The sequence below is a fragment of the Pollutimonas subterranea genome (genome assembly GCF_002849655.1).
Lineage (GTDB): Bacteria > Pseudomonadota > Gammaproteobacteria > Burkholderiales > Burkholderiaceae_B > Pollutimonas > Pollutimonas subterranea.
In genome coordinates this window covers 53648-70491 of sequence record NZ_PDNW01000009.1, presented here as the reverse complement: position 1 = coordinate 70491, position 16844 = coordinate 53648, and the positions used below count along the sequence as shown (strand labels likewise).

Genomic DNA, 16844 nt, shown 5'->3' with positions numbered 1-16844 from the left:
ACATAGAGGCTAAGTTTCGTAATCGAAATTATCGGAAAATATCCTAAGCGTCAGGGATGCGCCACCAAGAATACCGGTAACCGTACCCTGCTCCTTACATCCGGCATAAGCGACCTTGATCGGCTGTTACGGCACGGCGATACTGTGGAATGCAACAGGAAATATAGCCGCGCACTGACGCCTTCGGGGTATTGCAATGGTGCGTATTGTTAATGGAAATGCGTAAATGAAAACCCAAGCACCGAAAGATAGTCCGCCACGCACGCTGGCCAGGTCAGATGGCGCCACATATTTTGGCAAGCCGGAGTCACCATTCCGCGACCGTTTGTTCGTGATTATTTTTGAAGCCGATACGAGAGCCGGTCGGTGGTTCGATTTTGTGCTGATCGCAGCCATATTGCTCAGTGTGGCAGTAGTGATGCTGGATAGCGTTGCCACAATAAACATACGATATGGCGCGAGCCTGCGCGCTTTCGAGTGGATTTTTACTGTAGCTTTCACTTTTGAATATATCGCCCGCCTGGCATGCGTGAAGCACCCATTCAGGTACGCAAAAAGCTTTTACGGAATAGTGGATCTGTTGGCCATTCTGCCCAGTTATGCCGCTTTTTTTATTCCGGAACTACATGCTCTCTTCGACCTGCGTCTATTGCGGTTACTACGGATCTTCCGGCTTCTGAAGCTCGCTGCTTACATGGAGGAGTACGCGATGTTAGGCAGCGCCCTCTTGGCCAGTAAGCGCAAGATCATTATTTTTTTATCGGTCGTTGCAATAATCGTGATTGTTAATGGTACGTTGCTTTACGTGATAGAAGGCGGTCCGGGCTCTGCCTTCAGCAGCATTCCCACTTCGGTTTATTTTGCCATTACGGCAGTCACGACTGTGGGTTTTGGAGATATAACGCCACAAACGGATCTCGGGAGAGCAATCACCTCAATTAATATGCTCGTGGGCTGGAGCATTCTGGCTGTTCCTACCGGAATCATCAGTTCAGAAATGACCGCCCAACGATTTATTATCCGGCCGAATACTCGTACCTGCCCGGAATGCCTTACGACTGGGCTCGATGAAACAGCAAAGTTTTGTCGAAACTGTGGCACAAAGCTGCCTCCGTTCGCGCAAGACCTCAATGAGCGCTAACTCTCGCTTGTTGGGGGACACGGCATTATCAGGATCTCGGCTGCCTCGGAATAAAGAAATAATACACCATGGCCTTCGATCAATCCTATCATCGCAGCGAGCTGCTATAAGGGAACGCACCTTGAAATTCAAACGGGAAGCCTGGCGAGCCCTGCAACCGTCGCCCGTCCATGAAGGCGAGTATGAGGTCAAACTGGACACCGGCGACGTCATCCGCGCCGTGTACCAGCAACAACAATGGACGCAAGATGCCAGTCGCTTTACCCGGTGGCGCGGGCGACTACTCAAAGGCCTGAACAAACCCAAGCTGCGCCGCAGCGCCCTGGACCGGTATCGTGCCGATGCGTCACCAACATACGCTCCAGCGGCGGACGGCGCCCACTTTCTCGCGCGCCGCGCCGTCTCGCTCGATGTTCCACTACGCGCCTATCAGTATTACCTTGTCCTGCAGACCCTGGATCCTACCCTTCTAGACAAGGTCGATAGGCAATGGATCGAGCGTTTCCTGGCCGCCCCTTCACTGTCGAAAGAAAAACTTCAGGCCAGGCACCATAAGGTGGACGTATTTTTCAAGAAGCGTGGCGGGCATCCCGCGCGAGGCTGACGCCGATAATCTCCACCACGCGCCAGCCGATATCAAACAAACCCCATGACCCTTCTTGAAACGCTTCGCGCCTGGGCGCACCGCCTCAAGCGCGACGGCGTAACGCTGTGGTTTGCCTACCGGCATCCAAATACTCCTCTGCTCGCCAAGGCGTTGTGCGTAATCGTCGTGGCGTATGCCCTCAGCCCCATCGACCTGATTCCAGACTTCATCCCCGTCTTGGGTTATCTGGACGACGTCATCCTACTGCCAATGCTGATCTGGCCGGCCATCCAACTCGTTCCAGAACAAGTGCTAGCAGAGTGCCGGCTCAAGGCAGCCGAATGGATGGAACGCGAGGGACGCAAACCACGCAGCCAGTGGGGCGTCGTTTTCGTCGTTGTGGTATGGGCGGCCGTCGCCTGGGCTGTGTGGCACTACGCGATAGAGCCGTTTCGCGGCCTGTAGCGCTATATAGATGCCCCCCGATTCGCCCGCAGCGTCACTTCTTCGTTTCACCCAGATTCTGGATATCTCCCGCGTCTTTAGGCACGGCAGACTGTTGGTCTTTGGGCAACACCGACGGTGTGAGCACTGACGCCGTGGCGGTTTCCGTGGAGAAGGTCAGGAACGCAAGATGAGCCTCATATCGCTCCAGCACATCATCAATCACTTGCTGCTTGGTGAGGCCCATCAAGTCATAGCCGCCTGAACCGGTCTGCGTGAACACCTCGAGCCGGTAATAGACGTCAGTCTCACGCGTCATCCGCCCACCGTACATCGGCACCGGCGCCTCGACGATGGCGACCTGGTAGTGAAAGGCGCGGAACGTATCCATCAACACCTGCAACAGAGGCTCTTCGATACCGTTCGCGTTCAGCATGGCGCTGCGCTCGACTTTGTAGCCCTGGTTCCGGAACTCGGCGGCGACGTCGTCGAGCGCCGGACGCACCGTGCGCTCGAGAAACTGGGTGGCCTGCCGCAGCGTCGGGAACGCACGTAGCTGTTCAAGCCGCTGCTTCCAGGACCGCTCGGGCACATGGCCGCCGGTCGCGGCCATGGACGGCTTTCGCAACACCTGCCCCTCGCGCTCGGCCCGCTCCATCCGCAGTACCTTGTAGAAGGACGCCATTGTCAGGTAGGCGATGATAGTTACCGGCAATGCGAAGATAAGCGTCGCGTACTCCATCGTCGTTACGCCGCCTGCGAACAGCATCGCCACGGTGAGTACCGCGGTAAGCATGGCCCAGAAGATGCGCAGCCACTTCGGCCCGTCGTGCGAGGGATCCGGAATCGAGGCCGAGAAATTGGACATGACCATCGCACCTGAGTTAGCGCTCGTGAGATAAAAAAGCAAGCCTGACAAGGTCGCCAGCGCGATAAGAAACATGGCGCCCGGAAACATCTCCAGCAGCGCATACCAACCGCGTTCCGGGCTCTGGATCGCCAGCTCGGCGAACATCGTGTTGCCCTGGAGCACGTGATACAAGGCCGAATTGCCGAACAGCGAGACGATGATGAAGTCGCACAGCACCGGTGCGGTGATCGCCGCAATCACAAACTCGCGCAGCGTTCGCCCCCTCGAGATGCGTGCAAGAAACACCCCGACGAAAGGTCCCCACGCAAGCCAGAACGCCCAGAAGAACAGCGTCCATCCGCCCATCCACTCGGCGCCGCCGGGCTCATAGGCAAAGGTCTGCATTGTGCGTTCAGGAAGCGTAACAATGAACCGGCCGATGTTCTCGGCTAGAGCATTCAAGAGAAATGCCGTCTGTCCGGTAACGAGGATGTAGATCATCATTGCCACGGCGCTCCAGAGATTGAGTTCGGAGATCCAGCGGATGCCGCGGTCCACGCCCGACGTGGTGGCCGCGATGGTCAGGACCACCGCGCCGATGACCAGCGCGATCTGCAGCGTCAGACCCTGTTCCAGGCCAAAAAGTAGCGAGAAACCGACGCTCAGCAGTACGACGCCGATGCCCATCGAAGTGGCGACGCCGAATACGGTACCGACCAGGGCGATGATGCTGATACCGTCGCCCAAGGGGCCTCGCACGCGCTTGCCGAGCAGCGGGTACAGGGCGGCCCGAATCGACAGGGGCATACCCCATCGATAAGCGAAATACCCCATGGCCATGCCAAGCAGTGCATACACCGACCAGCCCGCGATGCCATAGTGAAACATCGTCCAGACAACCGCGTCCCGCATCGCGGCCGATGTACCGCCCTCACCGGAAGGCGGATACAGATACTGCGCGACTGGACCTGTCACCGAGTAGAACAGCATGTCGATTCCGACACCTGCGGCGAACAGCATTGCGACCCAGGTCCCAAGCTTGTACTGCGGTCGGGAATGGTCGGGCCCGAGCCGCACGTCGCCTTCCTTGGAAAACGCGACCCAGAGCACGAACCCTGTCACAAGAGTCATCGTGAGCACGTAGTACCATCCGAGGCTTGACGCGATCCAATCGACGGCCATCTTCATCGTCGTGCGGGCCTCGTTGGGCACGCGGATGGCCCAGATCGAAAAGGCCAGGATCACTATCGACGAAATCAGCAAAACGCCCCAGTTGATATGGGCCGTGCGGTGCTCAAGCAGCTCTTGGGGACCCTTGCTGAGATCACTGCGCGACACCGGCGCATCGTCGTCGATTTGCCGCTCATGCCGGCGTTGCGTGCCACCGAATCGGTCGCGCACCAGCGGCGGATGTGGCGTCCCGGTCCCGGCATCCGGCGCTTGCGCCTTGGGTTGCGAGGCGTTGGAGCTTTCTTCGTCGGATGGCTCGATCGGCATGGGTTTACCCCTCTGTGCGAGTTACTTATGAATATGCATTATGAGCCCAGCAGGCTTAGCGCACACCTCTTGAACGTCAGCTGTAAATCCTGATGTTGCAAAACCGGCGGCTTTGGCGAAATTACGCCACAACCGTCAATCGGCTAGCTTTACGATGGGAAGCGTCGTTCCAGCCATGAGGTGACCAGTTGGGTGAATTCCTGTGGTTTTTCCTCCGGGGTCCAATGCCAGCAGTCGGCAATAACATGCTTCTCCAGATCGTTTACGTAGGCGTCCATGCCATTTGTCATGCTTGGCCTGAGTACCACGTCATGAGCCGCCGAAATCATCATGGACGGGACGCGAATGGTCTGATCGACATCGAGCCCTGCCTTCCAGTTGCGCGACAGGTTGCGATACCAGTTGATGGCAGGTGTAAAACCAGTGCGCTCGAAGTGCTCGACGTAGAATTCCAGCTCCCCGGCATTCAAGACATCTCGCCCTGGCAACTTGGCAGGCAGGGGTTGTCCGTAATATTCCATGTGCGCGACTGCTGGTGGCAGCTTGCCCCACTCCGCAGACGTGATGAGATCTTTACGCATTGAACCGCGCACGGTGCCACGCGGATCGCGATTCATCACGGTGTCGGCCGTTTTGCCATTCAGAAACTTCAGTACGTACATTTCCGAGCTGTAAATTTCCCGCATCTGCACGATTGGATCGACATTGGGGTCCGCGACGAAAGTCTTGCCTTCGGGCAACGCAGGATTAACAAGATCCGGGTGCAGCCACAGCATCCAGTGCGGAATGAAAGGCGTATTGGCGCTGATCACCCCTGCAACCCGCACTTCATGAAATAGCGGCATCTGCCAAGCCAGCAATCCTCCCCAGTCATGCCCGACGAAGACTGCTTTCTTGACATCAAGTGCGTCCAGCAGACCCACAATGTCTCCCGTCAGGTGAGCAATATCATAAGACTCAACGTCCTTCGGTGTATCGCTGAGCCCGTAGCCGCGCAGGTCGGGCACGATGACGCGATAACCGGCGGCGGCAAGTGCCGGAATCTGATGGCGCCAGGAAAACGCCAATCCAGGAAATCCGTGCAGCAGGACCACGGCCGGACCGGACCCTGCCTCATAAACCGCCAGGTTGATGCCGTTGGTCTTGACCATACGTACGGGTGGCATTGTTGCCTGCTGGGCAAACACTGGCATCATCGAAGTCGCAGCGGCTGCACCGAACCCCAAAAGTAATCTTCTACGGGATATATCGATCATCAAATCACCTTTGCATTTCACGAGGAGTTGAATGGCGGATCGTCTGTAGCGAAATGGGATGCAATAACAGTGCCGGATTTTCTAGCATCATGCCCGAAATCTACCAAAGGTAGCTAGCAACAATACTAATACCCTGCGCCTCACCTGCGTGCGGTGCGACACCATTGCAGTGCGACGACATGCCGTCCTGAAACTTAATGCCGTGAATGGGGTCCATTGATAATGGTCATCGACGCCGAAGCATATTCCATGTCGATACGCACGGATGTACTCGGCCGTGCGCCTTTATACGCCCCGGGGCATCCGTTTACACTAGCTCAGTCTTTCTCGCAATAGATTGCCATACTCCGATTGATTCAAACTCCGACTTCCAGTTCCCTGCCGCCGGTACTTGCCGGCCCCATCTTGCGACGCCTTGAGCCAGGCCGCCTCGTGCTGTGGCTCGTCGGCAGCGCACCGCTGCGCCTGACGCTGCAGCTCGAGCCCACCGGTGAGCCAGCCAGGCAATTGGCCCTTGACGCCACATGCTGCCGGGTCCTTCCTATCGGCCGCCATGCCTATTTGCACTTAATCGACGTGAGCCTGCCCGAGCCGCTGCCGCAGGATACGGTGATTCATTACGACCTGATCGCCGCGCTGGACGGCGGCGTCGACGCCAACATCGCCCAATGGGCGCCGCACCTGCTGCATGATGGCGCGACGCGGCCCAGCCTGGTGCTGCGCAGCCGCGCCGACGACATACTTTTTGGCTCGTGCCGCAAGCCGCATCATCCCTCGCGCGACGGGCTCGCACGCGCCGACGATTTGTTGGCCGAACGTATCGACCGGGCCGACGCGCGGCCTGCCATGCTCATGATGTGTGGCGACCAGGTCTATGCCGATGACGTGGCCGGTCCCATGCTGGCTGCAATCCATGCACTGATCCGTCGTCTTGGCCTATATGGCGAGTGCCTTGAAGGCGCTGTCGTCGCGGACAGCGTAGCGCTTTACGCCCACCCTGCGAGCTATTACCGCCGCGAAGACCTGTTGCCCGCATTCAAGTCCAACGAGGCGCTGCGCGAGCGTTTCTTCGGCGGCGTGGAGAAGCCGATCTTCACCACGGCCAATGCGCACAACCACCTTGTCACGCTGGCCGAGGTGATGGCTATGTATCTGCTGGTCTGGTCACCGGTGCCATGGCAACTGGTGCCCCAGCCACCGATTCCCGTACTGGACGCCGAGCATGCGCGCCGCTGGCGCAACGAAGCCAAAGCCCTGCAAGGCTTCCGTAGCGATCTGCCGAACGCCGCACGCCTGCTCGCCCACGTTCAAACCCTGATGATCTTTGACGATCACGACATCACCGACGACTGGAATCTTTCGGCCAAGTGGGAAACCACCGCCTATGAGCATCCATTTTCGCGGCGCATCGTGGGCAATGCCCTGATGGCCTACATGCTGTGCCAAGGCTGGGGAAACCGTCCCGATGTCTTTGGCGCGCTGCTTGACGACATGGACGCACTGACAGCCGCGCCAGACGCCGTTGACCGGCTCGACGCCGCCGCGCAGGACGCGCTGATCGGTCGGCTGCTATCGTTTGGCCAGTGGGACTACGTGTTGCGCACGCAACCGACTGTCATCGTGCTCGATACACGCACGCGTCGCTGGCGCAGCCGACGATTGCCCAGCCGCCCCTCGGGACTCATGGACTGGGAGTCGCTGACCGATCTGCAGCATGAATTGCTTGATGAAACGGCGGCCGTAATTGTTTCGCCAACGCCCATGTTTGGCGTCAAGCTGATCGAGGTCGTACAACGGGTATTCGCCTTCGGGGGTCAGGCACTGACCGTCGATGCCGAAAATTGGATGGCACATCGCGGCGCAGCCAGTGTCATGCTCAACATATTTCGCCATTCCCGCACTCCGGGCAATTACGTTATTTTGTCGGGCGACGTGCACTACTCCTTCGCCTACGATGTGCAGGTTCGCGACCGGGACCGCACGCCGCATATCTGGCAGATCACAAGCAGCGGCATCAAGAACGAATTTCCGCGAAGGCTGCTCGACTGGCTGGATCGCCTCAACCGTTGGCTTTACGCACCGCGCTCACCGCTGAACTGGTTTACCCAGCGCCGGGACCTCAAAATTCTTCCGCGCCTGCCTGACCAACGCCATCGTGGCGAACGCTTATGGAACAGTGCGGGAATCGGCCAAGTGTGGCTTGACACGCAAGGCCGGCCCGCCCGCATCGTGCAGCACAATGCCGATGGCCGCCCTTCCACTCACTTCCTTGAGCCCAACCAGCCCGCCTCCGCAACGGCGACTACCGAGCAACCAAGCGCCAGCGCCTAGCGACGCCAGGCTCACATCGCTTGTGCTTCTACCCGAATATCGGCGCCGTCCGAATGCAAAAGCAGCTGCTGTGCGTCTGAGTCCTCAAACGAGAACCTGCTGACGGACGCCAGCATTTTCAAGAAACCAGACTCTTGCGCCATCAGTTCGGGAGGACACGCCCTGCGGGTGCTGCCCATGTCCTTAAGGCGTAATACTTCTCCGGTCAGGGTGTACTGACCAAAAAAGAGGTTACATCCGCTGCTGCCCGCAATTTTATTGTTTGCAAGAAAGCGAATATGCGCCAATGTGGCGTCGTTGATCACTTGCTGGCCGATATGTGTGACGCGCCAAGTCACACCCTGCAGAAGGCGCTCGGGATCGCCGCCGCAACCGCGCAGAGTCTTCGATTGATAATGCAGCGTTGTTTGCTGCGGATATGGCATACCGCTCATGCTGTCGACACACAGCCCATCGCTTGCTTCGAGCCGCCAGGCGTCTGTTCCTTCACCCGCTACCAGCGTTTGCCCTTGCACAGACGTTGCGGCAATTTCCGCGTCGCGCACCAAGTCGGGCTCTTCGGGGCGCTTAAGCGTTGCACGCCAACCGTCGTACGCCACGGCCCAGAACGGTTCATTACCCGAAGCTCGATAAGGCGGAATAATGGCGCCTGACGGAGCGCATAATGGTAGCTCCTGGCCTGACCAGGTGACGGTAGCGAACGAGCCCTTGCTCCAAAACACTGTGGTGTCGTCTCCGGGAGCGACATAGCGCGCGCCGGACGCCGACATGGCTTGCATCAGCGTGCGCGTTTCATTATTGACGACAATTTCTGCCAGCTTGCCAATAAAGCGCACCTGGAGAGGCTGGCGAGCGCAATACAGGGCCTCGAAGGGATGACTGGTTTCAGTAACTTCGGTAATGCGAAGTTGCGAGGTTGCACCATTGTTGTCTGCGGCGACTGCAGGCGCCGAGATCAGGGCGATAGGGAGGGCTAAAGCAAGCAACATCTTCATTGTTGGGCTGGATATTGGCATTTTCCGTGGATCGATCCGTTCAATGATTGGCGTGGTTGGAGGCGAGCCGTCGACGATGTTGCGATTGAGGTTCCATGTTCGAATAGGTCAATCATAGCAAGCAGGTCTGTCAGGAGGTCGGGACGGTGAAGGCAAGAAAATGAGTTGAGGGCCGCTTGCGACCCAAAGCGGACTATGGCGTCAAGCAGAAATCGCCCAGAACCTGCTTTATCCGACTGTCCGGTCACACCGGATGGCACTGTGGCTGCTGAGAACTATTGCCCGGTGCGCTTAACGATTGCACAGTAGGGTCACGGCGGTCGCGTAATCGATCCGCTCATTGAGCTTACCGTTCCAGCACTACTTCCGCTAGCTCCGTAGCAATTTCCTCGATCGTCATAAGCGACGAATTGAGCGCAACCTTGTCGGCCAGGGTGGGGCTGAATTTGATAACTTCGCTTTTGGACGTTTTGTGCCAAATAGGGAGGATCATCTTCCTGCCATTCATTTCCAGAGCGGTCATCCCGTCCAATTCATACTGAGGCCACTGCTTAGCGAAGAACGCTGACGACAAGACCAAGGTGCCAAAACGAGAGTTCGATAGCCCCTGGTCGATCTTCTTGCGCAGGCTGTCTCCGACTCTGAGAGTGAATTTGTCGTACCAAACCTTCACGTCCAGTGCTTGTAGGGCTTTTACAAGCGGCTCGACCAAGTCGTCTTTATCGTCAGAAGCGTGAGAAATAAACAGGTCGTACTGAATCTCTGGTTCATCATCTAGAGAGGCTACTGAGGAAAGGTCCTCAGTAAGCTTGCTGCTCACAGCGTGCTCTGCATTGAGCTGACGTTGCAAAAGCAATTGAGCTGCTTGCCCTTGTCGAACAAGGTCGTTCTCCTTTCGGATTTCGCGTTCCCTTGCTGTTGAAATGCGTTTGCGTTCACGCTCTTCCTCCTTTGCTAGATCCAGCTTCGCTTTCAATAGCTGGCTGTTCTTGTCAGCCTCCTTTTTTGCAAGTGTTGCTTTTTTGCTCGCAACCGAAGCCACATCTTTTTGTTTGCGCTCAATTTCACTGAGCTTGCTATTCAAGGTACTTGGTGACGTGTTCTTTGTTATTGAACGCCGGACCTGGCCAATACGACCGATCAGGTCGGCTTCTTTTTTTACCTCCTGACTAATGCCCCGGGAAATGTCCGCCAGCTGCCGTTGTAAGCGGTTGATAGTGGTTGTAAGCGAGGAAATTGACATCCCTGACCTCAATGTGGTGCCTCTGTCCGCAGCAAAGTGACGGGAGAAACTGAAAAATGGAAAAAATAACCGTGTGTAAGTTGTCGCCACGCATCATCTGGAAGCAAGCTAATTTTTTGCGCTGTTTTCGTCCTAGCAATGAGACGGGGGATCGGCACCGCTGAAACGCGCTCCCTCAGCTGCTGGCTAGGTTGCGATATCTGATCCTTTTGCTTTGACCAATTGCATCATCCCGCGCAGGATTAGGGTTATGGCTTGGTCGACGTGCGGGGTACATGCGAGCGTTGCATTTTCCTCGTCGGTCAAACCGTTGTTCAGGTCCGCAGTGGTGAACACGGCAAATTCACTACGATGAGCCCATCCAAGATTGGATGTAGGTCGAGGCTGTATTAGACCTAAGGTTCCGGCGATATCACGAGTACACCCTCCAAAACCACCGATCAGGAAAGTCGGCATACCTGCCCTCAAAGAAAGAAGCGCCTCTTCGGCAATACCCGGCATAGTCCCCTTGTAGCCTTCTACTCGACCACCAACAACGATTCTTGCGTCAGAGTTCGACATCATGGTGATACGCATAGACGTAAGTCCGTCTGCCCAATCTTGCTCTGTAGGTACTTGAGGCGGAATGCCGCGACGCTCTTCAATGGGTAACCCGCTACCGTCAATTCGCAGGCAAATGAGCTCCGCTGAATCCTCAATCTCGGTGATTTGCGTTTCCAGGTCAGCCATTGCCTGCTGGATGTGGACCGGCCAAGCGAGATAGTTTGTCACTCCGCTACGGCTATCACCTTCGTTTGCGTCTCGGCGATGCCGGGCAACAAGTTCGAATAGTAGGTCGCTGAATCCATGTTGTCGTAGATCCCCTCCATAGATCAGCCTCGCTCCGAGCGCGAGCAAATGACGGGCTATTTCGACCATGGCATCTTGCAAATGTTCGTCGCCCAGGCCTAAGACAGACATGTCTGGGCTTTCCGAAATGGAGATCGCTATGGTCTTCTGTCCTAGAGTCTCTTGGTAGCTCATCGCACAGCCCCCGCTTTCCATTCCGTCAGGCTACGTAGCTGGACCCGAGGTGATATCTCTGCGAATAGCCGCTCTTCTTCTGCACTGAGTGGTGGATCCGGATAAACAATCACCGGATGCGGTACATCCGCCTCGGATGGCAGGCTCGCAAGCGAAATGAGCTCTGGGGGTCTGGGCACGAAAATGACTGTGGGATCGAGGTCTTCCTCGGATAGCTCAAGCGCAATACGGCAACGCCATAGGAAGTTTTTCAGAACCTCGTCGAGCAGCCGGGCAATTACGAAGTCTATGCGATTGGCACCGCCTGGTTCCAGCCGGACCACCGGAACGTTGCCCATATAGGGAAAGCCGCGCTCGTCGATGTCGCTAATACTATTGGCTACAACAAGAGGTACGTGCCAGCGCTTCGCCTCAATAATCTCTTTGCGACACCATTCACGTGACGAGTAAGAATCAGTGTGGATGGCGACCATCGCGCTCACTCGCACCTTGTGGATCAGTACTTTCTGAAAATGAAGACCGGCTGGAATGTCATAGACATCGAAGAAGCTGTCCATCCCTGGCATGTTGTAGAGCCTGCTTCGAACGTTTCGGGCAATCTCTTCGCCATGCTGGTCGTGTTTTGAATGGCTAAGGAATATTTGCACCTTCTTTAAGTAGGCCTCAAGTGCTTCCTCTTCCTCTTCGGGACGCGCGAGGTGTTCTAGGTAGTGTCGTAACAAACGGCAAAATGCATATGTCAATGCAGCAGTCAATCGACGACCACGTTCGGCAAGTTCGCCCTCCCAGCGCGCCCAGAGCAACGCTTGCTCATTAGTTCCTAGGCGCGCTAGCACACCGGTATCAATTTCGACGGGGAAGACCCTCGTTCCTAAGCCCGCCGCCTCAGTGCGATGGCAGAGTTCTTGGACGTAGGCCGTCCAGGCAGTATCGCCGACGAGGTTGTTGTCCGCGAGGACTACAATGGCCGCAGTGTCCGCGTCCGCGAGGTCAATTGGCAGAGGTTGGGTGGATTCCGGTACCACAACATATCTGTATATGACGCTGAGTCCAGTACCACCTGCGATATTTTCGTACAGCTTTCGGCGAAAATGTTGCCGAAGGATTTCGGCGATTGCAAGGCCGTCAGAAAAAGCCGGGTGCCATACGACGTACACCACTAGGAACGGGCGGGTTGAGTCAGTCATCTGCGCTCATCCGTTGCGAACCCGGCGTGCCCGAGTGTTATTGATTTTTGAAGCACTTCGGTTTTTTGCCTCTGCAATGTACTGTCCAAGCCGGGTTGTGCTAGCTGTGATTTGCTCCCACGTAAGCCATGACGCGAAGCCGGAGTTGATATTGTCAAGGAGCCGATCAGGGACAAGGACATATTGATTGTCAGGGGTTAAGCGGGCAGTGGGTAGGCGTACGCCAATGAGCGCGTGGCCTTTTTCAAGTGTCGCCGAGATTTCCCAGTCGATGTACTTCCGCTTCGGGCTTTCCGCCCCAACAAGCACGATCGTACAAGAGGTACCTATGATGTGGTTTTCCCGAATACGGCGCATCACGTAATTGACGTCATCGCTATCGATGCTGCGTTCAAGGGAGTTGTCGTAGATCACGTTGTAGGTATCGTGAAATGCTGTTGAAAAAGCGTCGTAGTAAGCTTGGTCACCCTGATGGTGATAGCTCACGAATATTTTGTGTTTCACCAGTGCCTGGGGGCGGGAAACGCCACCGAAAATCCCATAATTCATCAGCTTTCCTTCGAAATTACCGTCGATTGAAGTGCTATTCCGCACGTTATTGGCCCGTGCTCAGTTTGTCCAGCATGATAGGTCACGTCTTGGATGATTAGGTGAATCCGCCCCAGTAACACGTAATCAACGAATGACTGCTACGAAGCGGTCTTTTACACCAATGCTTTGCGAAAGCCGTAATGGACGGCAGCATTTGACTGATCCTGCAGCGCTTAGCCACGTTCATCTCCGGCTCTCGATAAGCTCGCTAATTTCGCCCGCAATTTCGTCGATGGTGTATGTTGCAGTACTCCGAGCGACCTTGTCGGCGAGAGATGGGCTGTAGTCAATCACCTGCTGTTTGGTGATGTTGTGCCAGATGGGTAGCAATATTTGCTCGCCCGATACGGTGCGAGTGACGATGCCATCCAATTCGTAGTTCGTCCAGCCTTTGGAAATGAAAGAGGGTGACAGAACAACAAGCCCTACCTTGCTCGTTGCAAGCCCTCTGTCAATTTTTTGCCTCAGGCTATCCCCTATACGCAGCGTGAATTCGTCATACCAGACTTTCAGCCCCTCTGCAGTCAAGGCATTTGCGAGCGGCCTCACGATATCATCTTTGTCTTCAGAGGCATGTGAGATGAAAACATCGTGAGACTCCCCGCCACTTTCTATCGATGGTGGCGTATCGCGGACCAGTGATGGTAATGACGATAGTGGCGCTTCTCGTAACTCCGGTAGCGGGCCGGGAAGCACTCGGACCGATGCCCGAGTGCTTCCTCGTAGGCCTTGCATGTCAATTGCCACATGCCAGCGACCCGCCCTTGGAATTTGCAACCGCAGCGGTGATCGTTTGGCTAGTCCACCAATGAATCTGTGCTGCCGACCAGACTTGTAGCTTGAGAAGTTGGAACTATCCAGAAGTCGCACGTTGGCGCCATTCGTTAATGTGACTTCGACAATTTCGCCACCCTGGAGGTGACCAAGGTCGTTGTGGATGAATTGCATTTCTCACGTCTCCTCGTTGAGTATTTGGATGGGCAGCACGAAAGCAAGAGCGCGGATAAGCGATTGACGGAGGCAGACGTGCAACCTTGTTGGAGGGGCGTCCTTGGGGGTGTATCGTGCCTCGGCGTGGGAGCATGTTGCCCAGCCGCTTTTCTTGCGCTACCGTAACTGCCCTTGTTAGCAACCAAGGAATCTCATGTTACGTCAGATTGCAGATTTTGTAATGATCAGTGACGTTTTGTTTTGTCGTCTGATAAATTGGCTGAGTGGGGGCAAGGTCGGTGAGCCCCGTAAATTACGAGCTGATATAGGCTCAGTAGCAGTGCAGAATTAAGCAGCCCACCCAGCAAAGCTCAAGGATGCGGCGATATGTCGTATGTCCGCTCTTGGCCGATTTCCGCCACTATTTGCTCCGAAAGCAAATACTCAAAGCCGGCGACTGGCCTCCAAAATTATCGCGTCATTCCCGTAAATTCCGGTTGAACAGTGCAAGCATTGACGTCCAGCCACGCTCGGCCGACACCTGATCATAGACAGGAAAATCCGGCATCATCCAGCCATGCGCGGCGCCGGGATAGATTTCAGCAAAGTAGTGCACGCCGGCTTCATTTAACGCTGCTTCAAGCCGCTCGGCCATTGCCAGTGGGTAGCTTCCATCGTTGTCAGCGCCAGCCACATAAAGCTCGGCTTTCAACTTTGGCGCTAAGAGGTGCGGGCTGCTCGGCGCGTCGTTAGCGAGATTTCCACCATGGAAGCTGGCAACCGCCGCGAAATGATCCGAATGGGTGGCTGCCGAGGTGATTGCCATACCCCCACCCATACAAAAACCTACTGCACCGACCTTATCGCCAGCGACATCTGTGCGTGTGTCGAGATAGGCGAGGAACGCCTCGGAGTCCTCTGCCGCCTTAACGTTACCGGTCGTAGCCATGAGGGGGCCTAGTATCGCCCCTACGTCACCTTTGAAAACCTCCATTGGCACCAACGGTCCATAGGGGCCATAACGATAAAAAAGGTCCGGCAATAACACTATGTAGCCTGCGTCTGCAAGGCGCTGCGCCATTTCGACTACCGCTGGCCGAATTCCACCAGCATCCGCGTAGAAGATCGTCGCTGGCCAAGGCCCCCCGCCACCAGGCGATAAGATATGCGCCTGGCATTCCCCGTCGCTAGTTCGGATAGCTACTTGTTCGTGGGTCATAATTTCCCTTGTTGTTCTTGATCGGGACGCAGTCTTTCTCGTTAGCGACAGCTCCTGGCCGATTCTCGACACGACGACATTAATCCATGCGCAGCAAGGGTCTCTATCGTAAGGTTAGCCCCCATCGCACGGATTACCTTGAACAGCCTCGGGCCTTGCATCAACCGTCAACAACAGATCCTCAGTATGCACCATCAATTCCCGCACGCGCTGCAGAGTCGGATATTGATTGAGCACAGCACCCCACCGGGGCGACGCCAATAAATCATGCCAAACCGGGTCGAGGTCGTGCGTATCGACATGCTCCTTCTGCGCCAGGGCGCTGGCAAACGCCATACTGGCCGGGGCGGACAGAAGCTGCATCCGGCTGGCGGCACTAAGCATACGCGGTATCACTTCGACAGGCGCATCGCAGCAATAAAGAACGACTTCCGGCACACCGGCCTCATCAGTCGACAACGACCTTAACGTGGCGCCGCGCAGGTTCACCATCCCTTGCTTGGTCTTGAACGGATAAACGACACCCTCTTCCGCGTGCGCGAGCAGACGCAAGCCGCGCAGCAATCTTGGAAGGTCGGTTGTTGCGGCATCCACCGAGGCCTTGGCTTCGACCAGCAAGCAAACATCCCATTCTGTTGAAGCGTCGGCAGTCTGCGCACGCCGGAGCAGGACCACGTCCCATTCACTTTTAGCCCGATCAGAACTGCCGGGTATTGAAGCCGGCACGCGCATCGAGGTTACGACGCGGTATGTCGCCTCGGCGCCGTCCCTGTCGTTGAGCCGCCGTGCTAGCGCCTCAATAGCTTGTGTCGCTAATGTCTCTACAGCGGCGCCACGCTGCTGCGAGGCAGAGCCTTGTGCTATCGCTCCAGCGCTTCCCGAACGGGGACCGTTCCTGCCCCAGAGCGACTGATACTGAATCACGTGCTCATCAGTTCCCAGAGCGTCGAGTCGACGCAGGCGTTCCAGTGCAGGACTCTCCAACAGTCGCGTTAAGCCGCGCTTCAAGGACGACTCGTCCCCGAGCTCCGGCATGGCAAGTAGACGCCCTGCGGCATCGGATAGCGCCGACCACGATGCAGAGGATGCAAGCCGGTGCAGGTGAGACATCTCCTCGCGTTGCCGTCCCGGCGCTAGACGATGCTGTTTGCCCGGATGGGCAATCGCATTGACGACAGTGTGAACCGAACGACGATCCTGGTCAGCCTGCGCGGACAGCGACGCGTATTCGCGCACTGATGGCGTCCGATGCCGCAGTACCATGGCCTGAAAGCCCGGGTCGCCAAAGTCTTCGCGCATCGCCTCACGAATCATGCGCGCGAGCGCTTCGATGAATTGACGCTTTAGTCCAGCGTCCGCCGCTGCACCACGGACGACTGCCCGGCGTGCTTGCTCAATTGTAAAGGCGAGGATCGCGGCAGCACCGGCATCTGAAACTTGAAAAGATGAGAGGTCCATCGCCGGCAAGCGGTAACGGCGAGCGACGACGCGTAGCGTTTCGTCGAGCAAGGGCGATGATGGCAGCAATGACATGACAACAGTCAGTACCTG

General features: G+C 56.5%; 13 protein-coding genes and 1 pseudogene. 4 read left to right on the top strand and 10 right to left on the bottom strand.

The window, feature by feature from the left end; translation table 11 throughout:
* The first annotated feature begins 226 nt into the window (after positions 1 to 226).
* The 3 genes from CR159_RS11855 to CR159_RS11845 all read left to right on the top strand — a co-directional run bounded on the left by CR159_RS11855 (position 227) and on the right by CR159_RS11845 (position 2192).
* Positions 227 to 1141: an ion transporter gene (locus CR159_RS11855; RefSeq protein ID WP_102074165.1), complete on the top strand. Its 915-nt coding sequence runs from the start codon at positions 227 to 229 to the stop codon at positions 1139 to 1141.
* A gap of 121 nt (positions 1142 to 1262) precedes the next feature.
* Positions 1263 to 1745, top strand: coding sequence for a hypothetical protein (locus CR159_RS11850; protein ID WP_102074164.1), 483 nt, complete (start codon positions 1263 to 1265; stop codon positions 1743 to 1745).
* A gap of 45 nt (positions 1746 to 1790) precedes the next feature.
* A complete protein-coding gene (locus CR159_RS11845; RefSeq protein ID WP_102074163.1) occupies positions 1791 to 2192 on the top strand; it encodes a YkvA family protein in 402 nt (133 codons plus the stop codon).
* Between the two features lie 115 nt (positions 2193 to 2307).
* On the opposite strand, the pseudogene betT reads toward CR159_RS11845, so the two are convergent.
* Together betT and CR159_RS11835 are read right to left on the bottom strand one after the other, a co-directional pair.
* A pseudogene (gene betT / locus CR159_RS11840) lies at positions 2308 to 4518 on the bottom strand (choline BCCT transporter BetT); the annotation flags it as partial.
* Positions 4519 to 4667: 149 nt separating this feature from the next.
* The gene (locus CR159_RS11835) at positions 4668 to 5774 is read right to left on the bottom strand and encodes an alpha/beta fold hydrolase (protein WP_199173304.1); all 1107 of its coding nucleotides are present in this window, start codon (positions 5772 to 5774) and stop codon (positions 4668 to 4670) included.
* Between the two features lie 351 nt (positions 5775 to 6125).
* Here CR159_RS11835 and CR159_RS11830 point away from each other — a divergent pair, with 351 nt between their 5' ends.
* The gene (locus CR159_RS11830; RefSeq protein WP_233208284.1) at positions 6126 to 8105 is read left to right on the top strand and encodes a metallophosphoesterase family protein; all 1980 of its coding nucleotides are present in this window, start codon (positions 6126 to 6128) and stop codon (positions 8103 to 8105) included.
* A gap of 11 nt (positions 8106 to 8116) precedes the next feature.
* Here CR159_RS11830 and CR159_RS11825 read toward each other — a convergent pair whose 3' ends face one another.
* The 8 genes from CR159_RS11825 to CR159_RS11790 all read right to left on the bottom strand — a co-directional run bounded on the left by CR159_RS11825 (position 8117) and on the right by CR159_RS11790 (position 16826).
* The gene (locus CR159_RS11825) at positions 8117 to 9094 is read right to left on the bottom strand and encodes an META domain-containing protein (RefSeq protein ID WP_158238537.1); all 978 of its coding nucleotides are present in this window, start codon (positions 9092 to 9094) and stop codon (positions 8117 to 8119) included.
* Positions 9095 to 9446: 352 nt separating this feature from the next.
* Positions 9447 to 10343: a TIR domain-containing protein gene (locus CR159_RS11820; protein ID WP_102074159.1), complete on the bottom strand. Its 897-nt coding sequence runs from the start codon at positions 10341 to 10343 to the stop codon at positions 9447 to 9449.
* Positions 10344 to 10529: 186 nt separating this feature from the next.
* Positions 10530 to 11366, bottom strand: a complete 837-nt coding sequence (locus CR159_RS11815; protein WP_102074158.1) for a hypothetical protein — start codon at positions 11364 to 11366, stop codon at positions 10530 to 10532.
* A complete protein-coding gene (locus CR159_RS11810) occupies positions 11363 to 12553 on the bottom strand; it encodes a toll/interleukin-1 receptor domain-containing protein (RefSeq protein WP_102074157.1) in 1191 nt (396 codons plus the stop codon). The genes CR159_RS11815 and CR159_RS11810 overlap by 4 nt, the downstream gene beginning before the upstream one ends.
* A 6-nt stretch (positions 12554 to 12559) precedes the next feature.
* Positions 12560 to 13102 (bottom strand): TIR domain-containing protein, encoded by a 543-nt coding sequence (locus CR159_RS11805; protein ID WP_102074156.1) that lies wholly within the window; start codon positions 13100 to 13102, stop codon positions 12560 to 12562.
* Positions 13103 to 13327: 225 nt separating this feature from the next.
* A complete protein-coding gene (locus CR159_RS11800; protein WP_102074155.1) occupies positions 13328 to 14092 on the bottom strand; it encodes a DUF1883 domain-containing protein in 765 nt (254 codons plus the stop codon).
* Between the two features lie 460 nt (positions 14093 to 14552).
* Positions 14553 to 15293, bottom strand: coding sequence for a dienelactone hydrolase family protein (locus CR159_RS11795; protein WP_102074154.1), 741 nt, complete (start codon positions 15291 to 15293; stop codon positions 14553 to 14555).
* 114 nt (positions 15294 to 15407) lie between these two features.
* Positions 15408 to 16826: a 3-deoxy-D-arabino-heptulosonate 7-phosphate synthase gene (locus tag CR159_RS11790; RefSeq protein WP_102074153.1), complete on the bottom strand. Its 1419-nt coding sequence runs from the start codon at positions 16824 to 16826 to the stop codon at positions 15408 to 15410.
* Positions 16827 to 16844: the final 18 nt, after the last annotated feature.

Bases quoted from the DNA above. Each gene is read 5' to 3' on its own strand.
- CR159_RS11790 (WP_102074153.1), bottom strand. From the start codon at position 16,826: ATGTCATTGCTGCCATCATCGCCCTTGCTCGACGAAACGCTACGCGTC.
- CR159_RS11795 (WP_102074154.1), bottom strand. From the start codon at position 15,293: ATGACCCACGAACAAGTAGCTATCCGAACTAGCGACGGGGAATGCCAG.
- CR159_RS11835 (WP_199173304.1), bottom strand. From the start codon at position 5,774: ATGATCGATATATCCCGTAGAAGATTACTTTTGGGGTTCGGTGCAGCC.
- CR159_RS11805 (WP_102074156.1), bottom strand. From the start codon at position 13,102: ATGAATTATGGGATTTTCGGTGGCGTTTCCCGCCCCCAGGCACTGGTG.
- CR159_RS11825 (WP_158238537.1), bottom strand. From the start codon at position 9,094: ATGTTGCTTGCTTTAGCCCTCCCTATCGCCCTGATCTCGGCGCCTGCA.
- CR159_RS11845 (WP_102074163.1), top strand. From the start codon at position 1,791: ATGACCCTTCTTGAAACGCTTCGCGCCTGGGCGCACCGCCTCAAGCGC.
- CR159_RS11800 (WP_102074155.1), bottom strand. From the start codon at position 14,092: ATGCAATTCATCCACAACGACCTTGGTCACCTCCAGGGTGGCGAAATT.
- CR159_RS11810 (WP_102074157.1), bottom strand. From the start codon at position 12,553: ATGACTGACTCAACCCGCCCGTTCCTAGTGGTGTACGTCGTATGGCAC.
- CR159_RS11815 (WP_102074158.1), bottom strand. From the start codon at position 11,366: ATGAGCTACCAAGAGACTCTAGGACAGAAGACCATAGCGATCTCCATT.
- CR159_RS11855 (WP_102074165.1), top strand. From the start codon at position 227: ATGAAAACCCAAGCACCGAAAGATAGTCCGCCACGCACGCTGGCCAGG.
- CR159_RS11820 (WP_102074159.1), bottom strand. From the start codon at position 10,343: ATGTCAATTTCCTCGCTTACAACCACTATCAACCGCTTACAACGGCAG.